Source organism: Salmonella sp. K21076, from assembly GCF_039650795.1.
Taxonomy (GTDB): Bacteria; Pseudomonadota; Gammaproteobacteria; order Enterobacterales; family Enterobacteriaceae; genus Salmonella; species Salmonella enterica.
Map to the genome: position 1 here is coordinate 111,385 of NZ_JBCLYA010000046.1, position 20,447 is coordinate 131,831.

Annotated in this window: 16 protein-coding genes and 2 pseudogenes; 14 read left to right on the top strand and 4 right to left on the bottom strand. The window is 51.8% G+C overall.

Translation table 11 applies throughout. From position 1 onward, the window contains the following. Positions 1-52: 52 nt before the first annotated feature. Positions 53-823, bottom strand: coding sequence for an SDR family oxidoreductase (locus tag AAYN39_RS14470; RefSeq protein ID WP_001172802.1), 771 nt, complete (start codon positions 821-823; stop codon positions 53-55). A 154-nt stretch (positions 824-977) separates the two neighbouring features. After that, entirely contained in the window at positions 978-1,592 is a 615-nt protein-coding gene (tesA, locus tag AAYN39_RS14475) for a multifunctional acyl-CoA thioesterase I/protease I/lysophospholipase L1 (RefSeq protein ID WP_001010578.1), read from the bottom strand. On the opposite strand from tesA, the gene ybbA reads away from it, so the two are divergent. The 6 genes from ybbA to AAYN39_RS14505 all read left to right on the top strand — a co-directional run bounded on the left by ybbA (position 1,563) and on the right by AAYN39_RS14505 (position 8,771). Then, positions 1,563-2,249: a putative ABC transporter ATP-binding protein YbbA gene (ybbA, locus tag AAYN39_RS14480; protein ID WP_001110598.1), complete on the top strand. Its 687-nt coding sequence runs from the start codon at positions 1,563-1,565 to the stop codon at positions 2,247-2,249. The two genes, tesA and ybbA, sit on opposite strands and share 30 nt — an antisense overlap. Then, positions 2,246-4,660, top strand: a complete 2,415-nt coding sequence (gene ybbP, locus AAYN39_RS14485) for a putative ABC transporter permease subunit YbbP (RefSeq protein WP_000561782.1) — start codon at positions 2,246-2,248, stop codon at positions 4,658-4,660. The genes ybbA and ybbP overlap by 4 nt, the downstream gene beginning before the upstream one ends. Before the next feature lie 185 nt (positions 4,661-4,845). Further along, positions 4,846-5,979, top strand: a complete 1,134-nt coding sequence (locus AAYN39_RS14490) for a porin (RefSeq protein ID WP_000152873.1) — start codon at positions 4,846-4,848, stop codon at positions 5,977-5,979. A 256-nt stretch (positions 5,980-6,235) separates the two neighbouring features. After that, on the top strand, positions 6,236-7,066 hold the full coding sequence (locus tag AAYN39_RS14495; protein WP_000524312.1) for a MetQ/NlpA family ABC transporter substrate-binding protein: 831 nt from the start codon (positions 6,236-6,238) through the stop codon (positions 7,064-7,066). 36 nt (positions 7,067-7,102) lie between these two features. Further along, complete coding sequence (sfbB, locus tag AAYN39_RS14500) at positions 7,103-8,119, top strand: virulence-associated ABC transporter ATP-binding protein SfbB (protein WP_000569655.1); 1,017 nt, start codon at positions 7,103-7,105, stop codon at positions 8,117-8,119. Then, positions 8,112-8,771, top strand: a complete 660-nt coding sequence (locus AAYN39_RS14505; protein WP_000342247.1) for a methionine ABC transporter permease — start codon at positions 8,112-8,114, stop codon at positions 8,769-8,771. The genes sfbB and AAYN39_RS14505 overlap by 8 nt, the downstream gene beginning before the upstream one ends. 38 nt (positions 8,772-8,809) lie before the next feature. Here the strand turns inward: AAYN39_RS14505 and mnmH are convergent, their stop codons facing one another. Beyond that, positions 8,810-9,904, bottom strand: a complete 1,095-nt coding sequence (mnmH, locus tag AAYN39_RS14510; RefSeq protein ID WP_001154074.1) for a tRNA 2-selenouridine(34) synthase MnmH — start codon at positions 9,902-9,904, stop codon at positions 8,810-8,812. A 69-nt stretch (positions 9,905-9,973) separates the two neighbouring features. Beyond that, complete coding sequence (allS, locus tag AAYN39_RS14515) at positions 9,974-10,900, bottom strand: HTH-type transcriptional activator AllS (RefSeq protein WP_000460171.1); 927 nt, start codon at positions 10,898-10,900, stop codon at positions 9,974-9,976. 226 nt (positions 10,901-11,126) lie between these two features. Here allS and allA point away from each other — a divergent pair. The 8 genes and pseudogenes from allA (at position 11,127) to allB (ending at position 20,442) form a co-directional block, all read left to right on the top strand. After that, a pseudogene (allA, locus tag AAYN39_RS14520) lies at positions 11,127-11,608 on the top strand (ureidoglycolate lyase). A gap of 78 nt (positions 11,609-11,686) precedes the next feature. Next, complete coding sequence (allR, locus tag AAYN39_RS14525) at positions 11,687-12,505, top strand: HTH-type transcriptional repressor AllR (RefSeq protein ID WP_000141266.1); 819 nt, start codon at positions 11,687-11,689, stop codon at positions 12,503-12,505. Between the two features lie 84 nt (positions 12,506-12,589). Continuing rightward, the gene (gene gcl, locus AAYN39_RS14530; RefSeq protein ID WP_001096863.1) at positions 12,590-14,371 is read left to right on the top strand and encodes a glyoxylate carboligase; all 1,782 of its coding nucleotides are present in this window, start codon (positions 12,590-12,592) and stop codon (positions 14,369-14,371) included. Between the two features lie 12 nt (positions 14,372-14,383). Further along, entirely contained in the window at positions 14,384-15,160 is a 777-nt protein-coding gene (hyi, locus tag AAYN39_RS14535; RefSeq protein WP_000943597.1) for a hydroxypyruvate isomerase, read from the top strand. 100 nt (positions 15,161-15,260) lie between these two features. Then, complete coding sequence (glxR, locus tag AAYN39_RS14540; protein ID WP_000765818.1) at positions 15,261-16,139, top strand: 2-hydroxy-3-oxopropionate reductase; 879 nt, start codon at positions 15,261-15,263, stop codon at positions 16,137-16,139. Between the two features lie 65 nt (positions 16,140-16,204). Then, a complete protein-coding gene (locus AAYN39_RS14545) occupies positions 16,205-17,452 on the top strand; it encodes an MFS transporter (RefSeq protein WP_000005062.1) in 1,248 nt (415 codons plus the stop codon). A gap of 95 nt (positions 17,453-17,547) precedes the next feature. Further along, positions 17,548-19,002: pseudogene (locus AAYN39_RS14550) on the top strand (putative allantoin permease). Positions 19,003-19,080: 78 nt separating this feature from the next. Beyond that, positions 19,081-20,442: an allantoinase AllB gene (allB, locus tag AAYN39_RS14555; protein WP_000006865.1), complete on the top strand. Its 1,362-nt coding sequence runs from the start codon at positions 19,081-19,083 to the stop codon at positions 20,440-20,442. The last annotated feature ends 5 nt before the right edge of the window (positions 20,443-20,447 follow it).

The following is a 20,447-nucleotide window of genomic DNA, read 5'->3' on the forward strand; positions in this document are numbered from 1 at the left end:
CTCTCTTTTGTCTGTGTCACGTTTACATGGGGGCTGACGGGCGCGCTTCAACTCAGCTTTGTAAAATTTTATCCAGCATCCGGCCCGGCAATATGCGTTTCAGCGCCATCACCGCCCAGGTGACCAGCGTAACGGGATAGCGCAGCCTGGGTTTATCGCTTGCAAAAGCATGACGCACTTTCGCTACTACCGCGTCAGGATCGCGGGTGAAACGCGCGGCGATGCCGGGATTTTCTACCGGTTTATCACGCTGCGTCTGGTTAACGTTATCGGTAAAACGGGTACGAATCGGCCCCGGTTCTATCAGGCTCACTTTAATGCCTGTGTGCCGTAGCTCCATACGTAGCGCGTCAGACCAGGCTTCGAGCGCATATTTGCTGGCGGCGTAAGCGCCGCGCCCTGGGGTGGAAATCAGCCCCATCACCGATGAGGTCATCACAATGCGTCCTTCGCCATGCGGCAACATGGCGGGAAGTAAGCGCATGGTAAGCTGATGCGCGCCGAAGAAATTACTGGAAAACTGTTGCTCCATCTGTTCACGGCTGATGGTGGAAAGGGGGCCATACACGCCGTAGCCGGCATTGTTAAAGATCCCATACAGACGATTATCGGTCAGGGCGATCACTTCATCGGCGGCACGATCCACGCTTTCAGGGGAGTCGAGATCGATCAACACGCCGGTAAATCCCATACTGTTCATCCGGGCGACATCATCAGGTTTGCGGCAGCCCGCCAGGATTTGAAAGCCCTGGCGTTTAAGTTCAAGCGCGCTGTCCAGACCGATTCCGCTGGAACATCCTGTTATTAAGACCGATTTTTGCATAACTTTACCTGTCAGGATCTCCGTTGATTTAAGAGTCGTGGTTAACTATATCCGTCATACTTCAAGTTGCCTGTGCGTTCGTTTACTCCAGTCACATAGGTATCTATGCTCCTGGAAATTCTCTTACGTGCCGCCTTCATGCAACTCGAATGATTCAGGAGAGAAAAGGGGTCAACTGCTTCGCCATCCAGTCGGCAATAAACGGCTGCGCGTCGCGGTTGGGATGAATACCGTCATCCTGCATCCACTGTGGTTTCAGATATACCTCTTCCATAAAAAACGGTAATAGAGGAATATCGAACTCTTTGGCGAGCTTAGGATAAATGGCGCTAAAGGATTCATTATAACGGCGACCGTAGTTAGCGGGCAGATGAATTTGCATCAGTAACGGTTGGGCATCGGCGGCTTTCACCGTCTGAATGATTTTACGTAGCGTCTGTTCGGTTTGCGCAGGCGCAAAACCGCGTAGGCCATCGTTGCCGCCAAGCTCCACCACTACCCAGCGCGGGTGATGCTGTTGCAACAGCGCCGGCAAACGCGCCAGTCCCTGCTGCGAGGTATCCCCGCTTATACTGGCATTAACGACCGACGTTTTGTTTTGCCATTTATCATTAAGGAGCGACGGCCATGCCGCGCTGGCGGTCATACGGTAACCGGCGCTGAGGCTATCGCCCAGAATTAATAAGGTGTCTGCGGCGGCGGCACGGAAAGTTAACAGGATCAAAAACAGGAAGGGCAAATGCCAGCGGAAAACAGTGTTGAAGTTCATCGTCTCAGGAAGTCCGTCGGTCAGGGTGAGCATGAGCTTTCCATCCTTACCGGAGTTGAACTGGTTGTCAAACGCGGCGAAACCATTGCGCTGATTGGCGAATCAGGATCGGGAAAATCTACGCTGCTGGCGATTCTCGCCGGACTGGATGACGGCAGTAGCGGAGAGGTCAGTCTGGTCGGGAAACCGCTTCATCAGATGGACGAAGAGGCGCGGGCGCAGCTTCGCGCTCAGCATGTCGGTTTTGTTTTTCAATCCTTCATGCTTATTCCTACGCTTAACGCGCTGGAAAACGTTGAGCTACCGGCCCTGCTACGCGGTGAAAACAGCGGTCAGAGTAAGGCGGGGGCGAAAGCGCTGCTCGAACAACTGGGACTGGGAAAACGGCTTGACCACCTTCCGGCACAGCTTTCCGGCGGCGAACAGCAGCGCGTAGCGCTGGCGCGCGCGTTTAACGGGCGTCCTGATGTGCTGTTTGCCGATGAGCCGACGGGCAACCTTGACCGTCAGACCGGAGATAAAATCGCCGACCTGCTATTTTCGCTTAACCGCGAGCACGGCACTACGCTGATTCTGGTGACGCACGACCCGGCGCTGGCGGCGCGCTGCGACCGGCGGCTACGGTTGGTCAACGGTCAGTTACAGGAGGAGGCATGATAGCCCGCTGGTTCTGGCGCGAATGGCGCTCGCCGTCGCTGATTATTGTCTGGCTGGCGTTGAGTCTGGCGGTGGCCTGCGTACTGGCGCTCGGCAGTATCAGCGACCGGATGGAAAAAGGGTTAAGTCAGCAAAGCCGCGAGTTTATGGCAGGCGATCGGACGCTGCAAAGTTCGCGGGAGGTACCGAAAGCCTGGCTTGAAGAGGCGCGTAAACGCGGCCTTAACGTGGGCGAGCAGTTAACCTTTGCGACCATGACGTTTGCCGGCGATACGCCGCAACTGGCCAGCGTGAAGGCGGTAGATAGCGTTTATCCGATGTACGGCGAATTGCAAACCCGTCCAGGCGGAGTGAAACCGCAGCCGGGTAGCGTACTGCTGGCGCCGCGTCTGATGGCGCTGCTTAATTTGAAAACGGGCGATACCATTGATGTCGGCGACGTGACCTTGCGTATTGCTGGTGAAGTGGTGCAGGAGCCGGATTCCGGATTTAACCCTTTTCAGATGGCGCCGCGTCTGATGATGAATATGGCCGATGTGGCAAAAACCGGTGCGATACAGCCGGGGAGTCGCGTGATGTGGCGGTATAAATTCGGCGGAACGCCGCAACAGCTTGCTGGCTATGAAAGCTGGCTGTTACCGCAGCTTAAACCGGAACATCGCTGGTACGGACTGGAGCAGGATGACGGGGCATTGGGGAAATCGCTCGAACGTTCGCAGCAGTTTTTGCTGCTTTCGGCGTTATTAACGCTACTGCTGGCGGTAGCTGCCGTCGCGGTGGCGATGAGCCATTACTGCCGTAGCCGCTACGATCTGGTGGCGATTTTAAAAACGTTGGGCGCGGGCCGGGCCCAGTTGCGTAAACTTATCATCGGACAGTGGTTGATGGTGCTGGGGCTTTCCGCCGTCACGGGAGGCGCGATTGGGTTACTGTTTGAAAACATATTGCTGGTGCTGCTAAAACCGGTATTGCCCGCCGATTTGCCGCCCGCCAGCCTGTGGCCCTGGCTGTGGGCGCTGGGCGCGATGACGGTCATCTCTCTGCTGGTCGGTTTACGGCCTTATCGATTGTTGCTGGCGAGCCAGCCGCTACGGGTGCTGCGCCGCGATGTTGTCGCTCGCGTCTGGTCGTTAAAAATTTATTTGCCTGTCGCCTGCGCCGTCGTGGTGGCGCTGCTCGCCGGATTGATGGGCGAAAGTATGCTGTTGTGGGCGGTTCTGGCGGGCGCCGTGATACTGGCGCTGCTGTGCGGTCTGGTGGGCTGGATGCTGCTTAACGTGTTGCGCGGCATGACGTTGACGTCGCTACCGCTGCGTCTGGCCGTCAGCCGACTTCTGCGTCAGCCGTGGTCAACGTTGAGTCAGCTTTCGGCGTTTTCGCTTTCGTTTATGCTGCTGGCGCTCTTGCTGGTGCTGCGCGGCGACCTCCTTGATCGCTGGCAACAGCAGCTCCCGCCGGAAAGCCCGAACTATTTCCTTATCAATATTGCTTCAGAACAGGTCGCGCCGCTGAAAGCCTTTTTGGCGGAACATCAGGTGATCCCGCAGACGTTTTATCCGATTGTGCGGGCGCGGTTAACGGAGATAAACGGTAATCCGACGGAAGGTCAGCAGGATGAGTCGCTCAACCGTGAACTGAATTTGACCTGGCAGGATACGCGCCCGGCGCATAATCCGCTGGTCGCCGGTCACTGGCCGCCAAAACCGGGCGAAGTCTCTATGGAAGAGGGGCTGGCGAAGCGGCTGAACGTCAAACTCGGCGATAGCGTAACCTTTATGGGCGATACCCAGGCATTTAGCGCTAAAGTCACCAGCCTGCGTCAAGTGGACTGGGAAAGCCTGCGGCCCAACTTTTTCTTCATTTTTCCTTCCGGGGCGCTGGACGGGCAACCACAAAGCTGGTTGACCAGTTTTCGCTGGGAGAATGGCAACGGCATGTTAACGCAGCTTAACCGCGAGTTTCCTACCGTCAGCCTGTTAGATATCGGGGCGATCCTGAAACAGGTGGGACAGGTGCTGGAGCAGGTCAGTCGGGCGCTGGAGGTGATGGTTGTGCTAGTCACTCTCTGCGGCATGTTGCTATTACTGGCCCAGGTACAGGTCGGGATGCGTCAGCGCCATCAGGAGCTGGTGGTGTGGCGCACGTTAGGAGCCGGAAAGAAACTGTTGCGTACCACACTCTGGTGCGAATTCGCCATGCTGGGGTTAGTTGCCGGGCTGGTCGCCGCGATTGGCGCGGAGACGGCGCTGGCGATCTTACAAATCAACGTTTTTGATTTCCCCTGGGAGCCGGACTGGCGTTTATGGGTCGCACTGCCGTTTTGCGGCGCGCTGCTGCTTTCCGTATGCGGCGGCTGGCTTGGCGTTCGTTTGCTTAAAGGCAAAGCGCTATTCCGCCAGTTTAGCGGATGATTCATGATGTGAATAATTTCGCGCTGGTTTTTAAAACGGCGCGTACTTTTTTAGTCGCACAAATTGATAACTCCTTGATTTTTAGTAGCACAAATCATTAAAAAATACACAACACGTAAGGTTTTATAACAGTTATTATTTGCCTGCTAAATGATTTGGATTGGCTATCTATCAAGGAAAATATAATGACAATTAAAATAACAGCGTTGGCGGCATCGATCGGCGCGGCAGTGGCTTTCATGCCTTTCGCCACTCAGGCGGAAATCACCGTTTTAAAACAAGATCCCCAGGCGGGTAATCCACTCAGCCGACTCAATTTCACCGTTGGCGGGAGTATTCGTCCGCAGTTCCAGAATATGACCGGTAATGACGGCGCGAACGGTTATAAACGTAATGGTTTTGATGGCGGGACGCGTTTCCGCTTCGCCGCGGATTATTATCTGTTTGATGATATCAGTTGGATTAGCTATTACGAGCTGGGCGTCAATATCCCTGCGGTATTTGACTGGGATAACCATTATGCGAAGGGCACGACTGATACCACTCGCCGTATGCTGTATACTGGCTTCAAGAGCGCGACGTGGGGAACGCTGACCTTCGGTCAACAGAACAGCATTTATTACGATGTGGTGGGCGTAAAAACCGATATCTGGGATTACGACATGATAGGTCAGGCGCCGGGCAACGGGATTAACGGCGACTACGATGGTTCTTACCGTACGCGTAAGTCATTGAAGTATAAGAAAAGCATTGGCAATGTCGATCTCTACGCGTCTTATCTGTTCAGCGACGATTATAATGCCAATAACGGCCTGAATTACAAACGTAAAGGCGGCGGTTCTTTAGGCGCGGATTACCATCTCACCGACGATCTGACCTGGGGGACGGCATGGAACTATACCCGTGCGGAGATGCGCGGCAACGGCAATAAAACTTACGATCAAAATATTGTCGGTACCGCGTTAAGCTGGACGCCGGAAAACTGGACTATTGCCGCAGGCGGCGGTTGGTATCAGAACTTTATGACGACCAAAAAAGTGTCTGTGAATGATTACTTTGCCGGCGATGCGTGGGGTCTGGAATATTTTGTCGGTTACGCTTTCCCGATTGGTCAGTATGCCGTGAAAGCTATTCAACCGTACTTTATGGGCGACCGCATTGAATATGTGAATGGCCGCGACTATCTGCGCACCGATAACGGCGTGGGGATCACCTTCCAACTGGATTATGGTTTCCGCGTTGATTATGAACATGTTTTCACCTCCAGCACTGACAATCTGGGCGATATGAACCTGGTGCGTCTGCGTTACGATTTCTAAAGCGTTTTCCTGTGCCGGATGTTGGCGTTAAGACGTCTTATCCGGCATTTCCCTTTACGCCATTCCCGCCTGACACACGCCTGAGCGCCTGCCTCGTACATTTAACGACACACCAGGAAACATCATGAAATAATTTCAAGGACAGCAGGCTGTGATCTGTGTCATGTTAAGAAATAGCCTTTCGTTTGGGCCAAAACAGACGATGCCGCATGAACGGCATCCGGCACAGCATCACACTATTTAAAATGGAGAAATTATGGGATTGCGTCAGAGTTTACGCATTGCGGCCAGCACGCTATTACTGGCCTGCGGATTACAGTTTGCCCATGCCGATGGTTCCCCGCAAACGATCGTATTTGGCGTCGCGCCAGGGCCGTATGGCGACATGGTGAAGCAGGCGATTGCGCCGACATTAAAAGAAAAAGGGTATAAGGTCGTGGTGCGCGAGTTTAGCGACTATGTCCAGCCCAATATGGCGTTAGCTAACGGCAGCATCGACGCCAACCTCTTTCAACATACCCTCTATTTTGACAAATTCACCGCTGACAAAGGGCTGAAGCTCAGCAAACTTATTGTGGTACCGACCGCCGGGATGGGCTTCTATTCACGTAAAATCAACAGCCTGGATGCGCTTAAAAAAGGGGACATTATTACCCTCTCCAACGATCCGACCAACCTGGCGCGCGGCCTTCGCTTCCTGCAATCGTTGGGGCTTATCACGATTAAGCACAATATCGATCCGACCAAAGCCTCTGAACGAGATATCGCCAGCAATCCAAAAGGACTGGTTTTCAAACCGCTGGAAGCCGCACAGCTACCGCGCACGCTGGACGGCGTGACCGGCGCGCTGGTTAACGGGAACTTTGCGGTGGCGGCAGGACTCGATCTCTCCAGCGCGATTAAGCAGGAACACCTGGATGAGAATCTGAAAAATATCATTGCGGTACGCAGTGAAGATGCCGATAAGCCGTTTGCCAAAGATATTGTCGAGGCGGTGAAATCGCCGGCTTATCGCGCGGTCATCGACGATCCAAAGAATATTTATAGCGCCTTCCAGAAACCGGAATGGATGACCGCGACACCCTGATCGCAGCGGTGGCCATCCCCAATTTCTGAGGTGAATATGATTGAAATAGAAAAAGTCTGCGTCGATTTTACCGCCGGTCGCGGTACCCCCACGCGCGCGGTGGATGATGTGAGCCTGCATATCGCCGCGGGCGAGATTTTTGGCATTGTCGGTACCAGCGGCGCAGGAAAAAGCACTCTGCTGCGTACCCTGAACGCCTTAACGCGTCCCAGTCAGGGGCGCGTCAACGTCAACGGCGTGGAAATTTCTGCGCTGGACGGAAAAGCGTTACGCCAGGCGCGGCAGCGTATTGGTATGATTTTCCAGCATTTTAACTTAATGCATACCCGGACAGTGGCGAAAAACGTGGCGTTTAGCCTGAAAGCGGCTGGCTGGGAACGCAGCAAAATCGCGCCGCGGGTGGCGGAAATTTTAACGCTGGTGGGCCTTGCCGATAAAGCGAACTGTTTTCCGGTACAGCTCAGCGGCGGGCAAAAACAGCGGGTGGGGATAGCCCGCGCCATCGCTAACCATCCGGATGTTTTGCTGTGTGACGAACCGACTTCCGCTCTGGATCTGGAAACTTCCGCCACGATTCTGGCCCTGCTCAGACAGATCAACGCGCAGCTCGGGATTACTATTGTGCTGATCACCCATGAAATGAACGTGATCAAATCTATTTGCGATCGCGTGGCGGTGATGTCGGGCGGTAAGGTTGTGGAATCGGGCGAGGTGTTTGATGTGTTTGCCCACCCGCAACACGCTTTCACACAGCAACTGGTGTCTCATACCCTTAATTTGACCCTGCCGGAACGCTTACGGGAACACCTGCCCGGGCAGTTGCTGAAAATTTTGTTTATCGGCGATTCGGCGGAGCAGCCGGTACTGTCGGAGGTGGCGATCAAGTTTGGCGTCGCGGTCAATATCCTGCATGGCAAGATTGAGTATATCGGCGAACGCGCGTTGGGCATTCTGGTGGTGCAATTAACCGCGCCGCATAATCCAACGGCGGTGGCGGCCGCCGTGGAGCATATCCGTCAACGTACTGCACAGGTGGAGGTGATCCGTGGATGATTTATTGCCGGATTTAACGCTGGCGTTCAATGAAACTTTCCAGATGTTGAGTATTTCAACGGTGCTGGCGATTCTTGGCGGTCTACCGCTCGGTTTTCTGATTTTTGTCACCGATCGTCATCTGTTCTGGCAGAACCGTTTTATTTATCTTGTCGCCTCGGTTCTGGTGAATATTATCCGCTCGGTGCCATTTGTTATTTTACTGGTGCTGTTACTGCCGCTAACGCAGCTTTTGCTGGGCAATACGATAGGCCCGATTGCAGCCTCCGTCCCGCTGTCGGTGGCCGCAATCGCGTTTTATGCACGCCTGGTAGATAGCGCGCTCCGTGAAGTCGATAAAGGGATTATTGAGGCGGCGCTGGCATTCGGCGCTAGTCCGATGCGTATTATCTGTACCGTACTGTTGCCGGAAGCCAGCGCAGGGCTGCTGCGCGGCCTGACGATTACGCTGGTAAGCTTAATCGGCTACTCGGCGATGGCCGGGATTGTCGGCGGCGGCGGGGTAGGCGACCTGGCGATTCGCTATGGCTACTACCGTTACGAAACCGAAGTGATGGTTGTTACCGTAGTGGCGCTGATTGTGCTGGTTCAGGTCGTTCAGATGCTGGGCGACTGGCTGGCAAAACGTGCCGACAAGCGCGACAGACACTAAGCCGGCTCAATGTAGCGTCAGCCGGCAATAAAAATAAGCTATTGCGCTTTTAGCCAGTTGGCAACGTCTTGCCATGTGCCGCGAAAAACGATATTCGCGGCTTTTTTCTCCAGTTGATAGCGATACATTGGGTCGTAATATTCGTTAAGTAGCGGAACCAGCCATGCCATATGGCCGTCGGTGCTGCCGCTGGATAATTGCTCTGCCAGCGCCCTATCCAGCGTGTCCGTCAGTTCGGCAAAGCGTTGCAACCCCAGACGGCGGCGAATAGCGAACAGTCCATGATGAAGATATTCACTATATGCCTGCCAACCGGCCCCATCGCCGTAGGCGTGGGTGAAGTCGTGATGCATACGGATGAAATACTCTTCACGCAGTCGTTCCAGACGAAGCGCAAACGGATCTTCCACTACCGCAATGGGGGCTTGCGCCATTCTTTCGCGTAAACACTCAGGCAGATGGTTGGCGCCGATCGTTCGCCCTTCATCTTCCAGTACCCACCTTTTTAGCGTCTGACGCGCGTTAATTTTCAGCAATTCAACGGCAAGTTTGTTTTCAAAACTGGCCTGGCTGAGCTGGGGTTTCAGCGTGCGGCCAAAAGAGGAGCCGCGATGACGCGCGAGACCTTCCAGATCCACGCCGTTGGGCTGTTGTCGTACCAGTTGCGTTTTGCCGCTGCCCGTACAGCCGCCAATTAAAAGTATCGGTTTTTGCGCCAGTTGCCAGGTCGCCTGAATTGCTGTCTGGCGCAGCGCTTTATAGCCGCCTTCAATAAGCGGGCAGTCAATCCCTGTTTCTTGCAGCCAACGTTGTACGATATGTGACCGCTGACCGCCGCGTGCGCAGCACAGATACCCGTTGGGGAAACGTTGATACGCGGCTTTCCAGGCCTCAAGCCGCTGCTGGCGAATGTCGCCGCAAACCAGCCGATGCCCCAGCGCTAACGCCGCATCCGCGCCCTGACGTTTGTAGCAGGTGCCGACGGCGGCCCGCTCGTCGTCCATCATCAATGGCAGGTTGATAGCGCCCGGCATGGCGCCCTGTTCAAACTCAATCGGCGCGCGTACATCAATTAAAGGCGTATCGGCAAGGAGGAGTGCGCGATAGTCCTGTGCTTTTTGTCTGTCTTGCATAACGTAAAACGTAACCTTAAATCATCCTTTGCGCTATTTTACGCGCCAATTCGCAAAGTGGCTTGATTTTTAACAGCGTACCGTGTTGAAAATGGATAAAAAACCGGCTATTTCGGGTTGTCGTTGGGTAAATAATTTCACAATGTCTTCTACCGCTTTGCCTCCGCCAAATTTATGCCAGGCGAGGCTTAACGGTGAGGGCGGACGCATCGTAGGGATGGTACAGCTCACCAGTTCGTTTTTGTCGATCAGCGTTTGACAAAGCGGCTGCGGAACAAAACCGATACCGACGCCTGCCAGATGAGCGGCGATTTTGGTTTCCATATCAGGCACGATAATTTCCTTCTGCCCCGGAAGGCGCCAGGCTACCCGCTTGGTCAGCGTACGCGCGCTGTCTTCGATATTAATTGCCGGGAAACGGCGCAACTGCGCTTCTGTTAGAGGCCCGCTGACGTGAGCTAAAGGATGATCCGCGGACATCACAAAACGCCATTGTACGGAACCTAAAGGGTCGAGCATAAAGGTATTAGCCAACGGCTCGGTGCCAGTTACGCCAATCGCCAGCGAAAAACCTTCATACAGGAGCGAATCCCAGACGCCCATATAAATTTGCCGGGAAAAGTGAAACTGGGTGAAAGGGTAACGCGCATTAAGCCACGATAAGAGACTGGCGACCGCTTGCGGGCTATAGAGCAGGTTATTCACCACAATATTGACCTGACGCTCTACGCCGTCGTTAACCTGGCGTAGCTCGTCAGGCATGCTGTCCAGCCACGCAAGCCAGTCTTTTGCCTGAGAGAGAAGGTGAGAGCCCGCCGCCGTCAACGAGACGCTTCGCGTTGTGCGAAAGAACAGCCCTACGCCGGTATTTTCCTCCAGCAGTTTGATGCGGTAGCTAGTAGTTGCCGTGGTTTTACACAGGCGCTCCGCCGCTTTGGAGAAACTCCCCGTTTCGGCAACGCTGATAAAGGTACGCAGTGTTTCCGGGTCAAACATCGTCAGACGCCTCCTTACGATCCTGATAAAACCAGAATTGTTTTCCTATGATTTTTAAGTAGTTTTACATAATAGCCATGTTTGATTTGTGGTCTAAATCTACTTTTGGAAAAATATTCCAAGTTTTATGTTGATGTTAAATCCCGAAGGTTTTAGATTGCATGGTATTGAAACCGGACAGAGTCCAAACCGCGGTTAAACGGAATCGAGCTACAAGGGAAAAATAATGAAACTTGAGGTATTACCGTTAGATCAGAAGACGTTCAGCGCCTATGGCGATGTTATTGAGACGCAGGAACGTGACTTTTTCATATAAACAACGGGTTAGTTGAGCGATATCACGACCTGGCGAAGGTTGAAGTTCTGGAGCAGGATCGCACGCTGATCAGTATTAACAGGGCGCAACCAGCCGCGATGCCTATTGTGGTACATGAACTGGAACGTCATCCTTTAGGTACGCAGGCGTTTGTGCCGATGAACGGCGAGGCTTTTGTCGTTATTGTCGCGCTCGGCGATGATAAACCCGATCTCTCCACGCTGCGGGCGTTTATTAGCAATGGACGGCAGAGCGTCAATTATCACCGTAATGTATGGCATCACCCGCTGTTTGCGTGGCAGACGGTTACCGATTTTCTGACGGTGGATCGCGGTGGCAGCGATAACTGTGATGTTGAAAGTATCCCGACACATGAACTCTGTTTTGCGTGACGCTATTGGCCTTCTTGCATAAGATGAACATATTGTTCATTGTTTATGCTCATATTTTGGGCCGGAGTTAACGTAAATATGACGGAAGTAAGACGACGCGGCAGGCCAGGACAGGCAGAGCCGACTGCGCAGAAAGGCGCTCAGGCGCTGGAGAGGGGCATAGCGATATTGCAATATCTCGAAAGAAGCGGCGGCAGTTCATCAGTTAGCGATATTTCCGGCAGCCTGGATTTACCGCTTTCTACGACGTTTCGCCTGTTAAAGGTACTGCAAGCGGCTGATTTTGTGTACCAGGATAGCCAGCTTGGCTGGTGGCATATTGGTTTAGGCGTATTTAATGTGGGCTCTGCGTATATTCATAATCGCGATGTCCTCTCGGTGGCCGGGCCCTTTATGCACCGACTTATGCTGCTTTCTGGCGAGACGGTCAACGTAGCGATTCGCAACGGTAATGAAGCGGTGTTAATCGGTCAAAAGGAGTGCAAATCGATGGTCAGAATGTGCGCGCCCTTAGGGAGTCGTCTGCCGTTACATGCTTCCGGCGCCGGAAAAGCGCTGCTTTACCCGCTCACCGAAGAAGAGCTGGTGGGGATCGTTGTCAATACTGGTTTGCGGCGGTTTACGCCGACCACTTTGGTGGATTTACCTATCCTGCTTAAAAATCTGGAGCGGGCGCGTGAACAGGGCTATACCGTTGACCAGGAAGAACATGTTGTCGGGCTGAATTGTATCGCCTCCGCTATCTATGACGATGCGGGCAGCGTGGTCGCCGCTATCTCAATATCGGGACCGGCTTCCCGGCTGACGGAAGATCGCTTTATCAGCCAGGGTGAACTGGTACGGGATACCGCGAAAGACATCAGTACGGCGCTTGGGCTAAAACCCCCTGTAGCCTGAGCCGCATCCCGCTCGCTGGAGCGGGACTTTTTTAAAATTTTTAAAAGTTGGAAACTTTTTCCAATAAAAAGAGGTAGCAATAAAATGGCAAAAATGAGAGCCGTGGATGCGGCAATGTATGTGCTGGAAAAAGAAGGTATCACCACAGCATTCGGCGTTCCTGGGGCTGCAATCAACCCCTTCTATTCTGCAATGCGTAAGCATGGAGGCATTCGCCATATACTGGCGCGTCATGTGGAAGGCGCTTCGCATATGGCTGAGGGCTACACACGTGCGGCGGCAGGTAATATTGGGGTCTGCCTGGGCACTTCCGGCCCGGCGGGAACCGACATGATCACCGCGCTCTATTCCGCTTCTGCCGACTCTATCCCGATTTTATGCATTACCGGCCAGGCGCCGCGAGCGCGTCTGCACAAGGAAGATTTCCAGGCAGTCGATATTGAAGCGATTGCAAAACCAGTCAGCAAGATGGCAGTGACGGTTCGTGAGGCGGCGCTGGTGCCGCGCGTATTACAGCAGGCTTTTCATCTGATGCGCTCAGGCCGCCCAGGTCCTGTGCTGGTTGATTTACCGTTTGATGTCCAGGTTGCGGAAATCGAATTCGATCCGGATATGTATGAGCCGCTGCCGGTATATAAGCCAGCCGCCAGCCGAGTACAGATTGAAAAGGCGCTGGAGATGCTGATTCAGTCCGAGCGTCCGGTAATTGTCGCGGGCGGCGGGGTTATTAACGCCGACGCCGCGCCACTGCTGCAGCAGTTTGCCGAACTGATCAACGTACCGGTGATCCCTACCCTGATGGGCTGGGGCTGTACCCTGGACGATCACCCCTTAATGGCGGGGATGGTCGGCCTGCAAACGGCGCACCGCTACGGCAACGCCACTCTGCTGGCATCCGATATGGTTTTTGGCATCGGTAACCGTTTCGCCAACCGTCATACGGGGTCCGTTGAGAAATATACTCAGGGTCGAAAAATCATCCATATCGATATTGAACCGACGCAAATTGGCCGCGTGTTGTGCCCGGATCTGGGCATCGTTTCTGACGCCAAAGCGGCGCTAACGTTGCTGATCGATGTCGCGCAGGAGATGCAAAAAGCGGGGCGTTTGCCATGCCGGAAGACCTGGGTGGACGAATGCCAGCAGCGTAAACGGACTTTGCTGCGTAAAACCCACTTTGACAACGTGCCAGTGAAGCCGCAGCGCGTCTATGAAGAGATGAACAAAGCCTTTGGTCGCGATGTGTGCTATGTCACCACCATTGGATTGTCGCAAATCGCGGCAGCGCAGATGCTGCATGTGTTTAAAGACAGACACTGGATCAACTGCGGCCAGGCGGGGCCTCTTGGCTGGACAATCCCGGCGGCATTAGGGGTTTGTGCTGCCGATCCACAACGCAATGTGGTGGCGATTTCCGGCGATTTCGACTTCCAGTTCCTGATTGAAGAGTTAGCCGTCGGCGCGCAGTTTAACATTCCGTATATCCATGTGCTGGTTAACAACGCTTATCTTGGTCTGATTCGCCAGTCGCAACGCGCATTTGACATGGACTATTGCGTGCAGCTCGCCTTTGAAAATATCAACTCCAGCGAAGTGAATGGCTATGGCGTTGACCATGTAAAAGTGGCAGAAGGGTTAGGCTGTAAAGCAATTCGTGTCTTTAAACCGGAAGATATTGCGCCTGCATTTGAACAAGCTAAAGCGCTGATGGCGCAATATCGCGTTCCGGTGGTGGTGGAAGTCATTCTGGAACGCGTAACCAATATTTCCATGGGCGACGAACTGGATAACGTAACCGAGTTTGAAGAGGTTGCGGATAGTGCGAAAGATGCGCCAACAGAAACCTGTTTTATGAAATATGAGTAAGGGAGGTAATCGATGTTACGTTTCTCTGCCAATCTTTCTATGCTGTTTACGGAATATGATTTCCTGGAACGCTTTGATAAAGCGGCGCAGTCGGGATTTCGCGGCGTGGAATTCATGTTTCCCTACGATGACGACATCGAAGTGTTAAAACGTAAGCTCAGGGATAATAATCTGGAACATACGTTACATAATTTACCGGCTGGCGACTGGGCGGCTGGCGAACGTGGAATTGCCTGTATTCCTGGGCGCGAAGAAGAGTTTCGCGATGGCGTAGCGGCCGCAATCCGCTATGCACGCGCGTTAGGCAATAAGAAAATAAATTGTCTGGTGGGTAAAACGCCGTCAGGATTCTCCGCAACGGAGATCTACGACACGTTGGTCGAAAACCTGCGCTATGCGGCAAATATGCTGGCGAAAGAAGACATTTTATTACTTATCGAACCTATTAATCACTTTGATATGCCGGGATTCCATCTCACCGGCACTCAACAGGCGTTAGTATTAATTAAGGATATCGGCAGCGATAATATCAAAATTCAGTATGATATTTATCACATGCAACGCATGGAAGGGGAATTAACGCAAACCATGACGGCATGGGCCGATAAAATAGGCCATTTACAGATTGCTGATAACCCGCGTCGCGGCGAGCCGGGGACCGGGGAAATCAATTATGACTTTATTTTTAATGTCATTAAACAGTCTGATTATGATGGCTGGGTTGGATGTGAATATAAACCACTGACTACCGCGGAAGCGGGATTATCGTGGATTAATCAGTACCGTTAAAACGCAGAATAATTCGGGCAGCGCTTTTTTTTCCACTGTGTTGGAAGGGGATTGTGTTGCCTGAATCTGGAAACACCGAAAGCAATAAAAGAGGTTGTATATGAAACTGGGATTTATTGGCCTGGGAATTATGGGCTCGCCAATGGCTATCAATTTGGCACGCGCCGGTCATCAATTACACGTTACGACTATTGGTCCAGTCGCGGACGAACTGCTCTCGCTGGGGGCGGTAAATGTTGAGACTGCACGTCAGGTGACTGAATTCGCAGACATCATCTTCATAATGGTGCCGGATACGCCGCAGGTTGAAGAGGTGTTATTTGGCGAACACGGTTGCGCCAAAACATCGCTTCAGGGAAAAACCATCGTCGATATGAGTTCTATTTCTCCTATCGGAACCAAACGTTTTGCCCAGCGCGTTAATGAAATGGACGCTGATTACCTGGATGCCCCGGTTTCCGGGGGAGAAATCGGGGCGCGTGAAGGCACTCTGTCGATTATGGTCGGCGGCGAGCAGAAAGTCTTTGACCGCGTTAAACCGCTCTTTGACATCCTGGGAAAAAATATCACCCTGGTGGGCGGCAATGGGGATGGGCAAACCTGTAAGGTGGCTAACCAAATTATTGTTGCGCTGAATATTGAAGCGGTTTCTGAAGCCTTAGTGTTTGCTTCAAAAGCAGGCGCCGATCCGGTACGCGTGCGCCAGGCGTTAATGGGCGGGTTCGCCTCTTCACGCATTCTGGAAGTTCACGGCGAGCGGATGATCAACCGGACGTTCGAGCCTGGTTTCAAAATCGCGCTTCATCAGAAAGACCTTAATCTTGCATTGCAAAGCGCAAAAGCGCTGGCGCTGAATTTACCGAATACGGCGACCTGCCAGGAATTATTCAATACCTGTGCGGCAAATGGCGGGAGCCAGCTTGATCATTCGGCAATGGTACAGGCGCTGGAATTAATGGCCAATCATAAATTGTCCTAATTATGTGTATCGCTGCGGCTGCAGCGATACCTGTTCACAAGGAACACTCTGTAAAGGTGAAGAACATGAGTGAAACTAAAAAATCCGGGATTGATTACTGGAAACAAATTGTTGTCGTAATGAGTCTGGGCTGGGTAGCGATTTGGATCTATCGCACCGTGCTTACGCCAATTTATCCAGAAATTCAGGCATCTTTAGACAATGTAAGTAATGCAGAAATAGGCGCCATTGCAAGTTTTTACTTTTTTGCTTACTGCAGTATGCAAATCCCTTGCGGAATATTGGTCGATAAATTCGGTCAAAAAATCATGCTGATGGCCGGATTTACGCTTTTTATTATTGGTACACTCTGTATCGCGAAAGCCAATGGCCTGGCCATGATCTATACAGGGTCGCTAATGGCAGGCGGAGGATGCGCTTCTTTCTTTAGTTCGGCTTATTCACTCTCTTCGGCAAACGTGCCGCAGGCCCGTCGGGCATTAGCCAACGCGATTATCAACAGCGGGTCGGCTATAGGGATGGGGATTGGCTTAATCGGTTCCAGCGTATTAGTAAAAAACATGAGCATGGCCTGGCAAAATGTACTGTATATCGTGGCCGCGATATTAGTAATTATGCTGTGCGTCTTTACGCTGGTCATTCGTGGTAAAGCCAAAAGCGACTCTGCGCAAGCGGAAAAGCAAACCCAAACCGTTACGGAAGATGAGAAACGCGCGCCTTTATTCTCTGGTTTATTGTGTAGCGTTTACTTCCTCTATTTCTGTACCTGCTACGGTTATTATTTGATAGTGACCTGGCTGCCTTCTTATCTCCAGACTGAAAGAGGATTTGATGGCGGAGCTATCGGGCTGGCATCAGCTCTGGTGGCGGTGGTTGGCGTACCGGGGGCGTTATTTTTTAGCCATCTGTCAGATAAATTCCGTAACAGTAAAGTTAAGGTTATTCTCGGTCTGGAAATTGTGGCGGCGGCAATGTTGGCGTTTACGGTTTTGTCCCCGAATACCACGATGCTGATGGTCAGCCTGACGCTATACGGCTTGCTAGGGAAAATGGCAGTAGACCCGATCCTGATCTCCTTTGTATCTGAACAGGCTTCGGCAAAAAGTCTGGGAAGAGCTTTCAGCCTTTTTAATTTCTTTGGCATGAGTTCAGCGGTTGTCGCCCCAACGTTGACCGGATTTATTTCGGATGTAACGGGGTCGAAGGAGATCAGTTTTGTGATTTCAGCATGTTTAGTGGTTACCGGAACGCTGATCTTTGCTGCTGTCACATTATATAAAAAGAAAGCAACGCAACGTATTGCTTCAGCTTAAAAATAATTATATCTACTATTTCTTTATTTTATATTTATTTGTTCCTCATAGCTAAACCCATAACAACGTTATCCGATGCGTGAAAAGAGGGATTTATGGAACATCAAAGAGAGCTATATCAGCAACGCGGTTATAGCGAAGACTTATTACCTAAAACAGAAACCCAACGAAACTGGAAAGCATTTAACTATTTCACCTTATGGATGGGATCTGTACATAACGTGCCAAATTACGTTATGGTCGGCGGTTTTTTTATACTGGGGCTATCAACATTTAATATCATGTTGGCCATTATTATCAGCGCATTATTTATTGCGGCGGCGATGGTAATGAATGGCGCGGCAGGCAGCAAATATGGCGTTCCTTTTGCTATGATATTGCGAGGTTCTTACGGCGTCCGCGGCGCGCTATTCCCTGGATTATTACGAGGGGGAATCGCGGCAATTATGTGGTTCGGCTTACAGTGTTACGCGGGATCGCTGGCATTTCTTATTTTAATTGGGAAGATCTGGCCAGGATTTTAGACATTAGGCGGAGATTTCAAGCTGCTGGGTTTTTCACTGCCAGGGCTAATTACTTTTCTAATTTTTTGGATCATTAACGTTGGCATCGGTTTTGGCGGTGGTAAAGTATTAAATAAATTTACCGCTATCCTCAATCCATGTATTTATATTGTCTTTGGCGGCATGGCTATTTGGGCAATATCGCTGGTCGGCATTGGCCCGATTTTGGACTATCTGCCTTCAGGCGTGCAAAAAGCAGAGCACAGCGGCTTTCTGTTCCTAGTGGTGATTAACGCCGTAGTCGCCGTCTGGGCTGCGCCAGCGGTGAGCGCGTCCGATTTCACGCAAAACGCGCATTCATTTCGCGCTCAGGCATTGGGACAAACATTGGGGCTTATCGTAGCGTATATATTATTCGCCGTAGCCAGCGTGTGCATTATTGCCGGAGCCAGTATTCATTATGGTATGGATACCTGGAACGTGCTGGATATTGTGCAGCGCTGGGACAGCCTGTTTGCTTCATTCTTTGCAGTGCTGGTGATTCTGATGACGACAATTTCAACCAACGCCACCGGTAATATTATACCTGCGGGGTATCAAATTGCGGCGCTTACCCCGACAAAGCTTAACTATAAAAATGGCGTAATGATTGCCAGTATTATCAGTCTACTGATTTGTCCATGGAAATTAATGGAGAATCAGGACAGTATTTATCTGTTCCTCGATATTATCGGCGGTATGCTTGGCCCGGTAATCGGCGTAATGTTAGCTCATTATTTTGTGGTAATGCGTGGAAAAATTAATCTTGATGAGCTATACACCGCCAGCGGTGATTACAAATATTATGATAATGGATTTAACCTGACTGCATTTTCAGTCACCCTGGTCGCAGTCATTCTGTCATTAGGCGGCAAGTTTATACCATTTATGGAGCCTTTATCCCGCGTGTCCTGGTTTGTAGGCGTAATAGTTGCGTTCGTTGCTTATGCGCTACTGAAGAAACGCACGGGTTTTGAAAATACAGGAGAGCAAAAAGTCGCAGGTTAACTATTGAAAAAATATTAAGCGTATTTAATGAAGTGTGCACTATTTAAAAACTATCTGTATCCATACAAGGAGTTTGTTATGTCTTTTGATTTAATTATTAAGAACGGTACTGTCATCTTAGAAAACGAAGCGAGAGTTATCGATATCGCCGTCCAGGGCGGAAAAATCGCCGCGATTGGCGAGAACCTGGGGGAAGCGAAAAACGTGCTGGATGCGACGGGATTGATCGTTTCGCCGGGCATGGTTGACGCGCATACCCACATTTCTGAACCGGGCCGTACCCACTGGGAAGGCTATGAAACCGGTACGCGCGCGGCGGCGAAAGGCGGTATTACCACGATGATTGAGATGCCGCTCAATCAGCTGCCGGCGACGGTCGATCGTGAGACGATTGAACTCAAGTTTGACGCGGCAAAAGGTAAATTGACCATCGACGCCGCGCAGTTGGGCGGTTTGGTCTCTTATAACCTGGATCGGCTGCATGAGCTGGACGAAGTGGGCGTTGTCGGCTTCAAGTGCTTTGTCGCCACCTGCGGCGATCGTGGCATCGATAATGATTTTCGCGACGTTAATGACTGGCAGTTTTACAAAGGCGCGCAAAAACTGGGAGAGATGGACCAGACGGTACTGGTACATTGCGAAAATGCTCTGATTTGCGATGAGCTGGGCGAAGAAGCTAAACGCGAAGGTCGCGTAACGGCGCATGATTATGTCGCCTCACGTCCGGTATTTACTGAAGTGGAAGCCATTCGTCGCGTGCTGTATCTGGCGAAAGCGGCAGGTTGCCGTCTGCACGTTTGTCATATCAGCAGCCCGGAGGGGGTAGAGGAAGTAACGCGTGCGCGTCAGGAAGGCCAGGATGTCACCTGTGAATCGTGCCCGCACTATTTTGTCCTCGATACCGATCAGTTCGAAGAGATTGGCACCCTGGCAAAATGTTCTCCGCCAATTCGCGACCAGGAAAACCAGAAAGGGATGTGGGAAAAACTGTTTAACGGCGAAATCGACTGCCTGGTATCCGACCACTCTCCATGTCCTCCGGAAATGAAAGCAGGCAATATCATGCAAGCATGGGGTGGAATTGCCGGACTGCAAAACTGCATGGACGTCATGTTTGATGAAGCGGTGCAAAAACGCGGTATGTCGTTGCCGATGTTTGGCAAATTAATGGCGACCAACGCCGCCGATATTTTTGGTCTGAAACATAAAGGACGTATTGCCCCCGGCAAAGATGCTGACCTGGTCTTTATTCAGCCTGACAGCAGCTATGTTCTGAAAAATGAAGATCTGGAATATCGCCATAAAGTCAGTCCGTATGTTGGCCGTACTATTGGCGCGCGTATTACCAAAACGATTTTGCGCGGCGATGTTATTTATGACATCGAGCATGGCTTCCCTGTGCCGCCAAAAGGTCAGTTTATCCTTAAACATCAGCAGTAATCCGG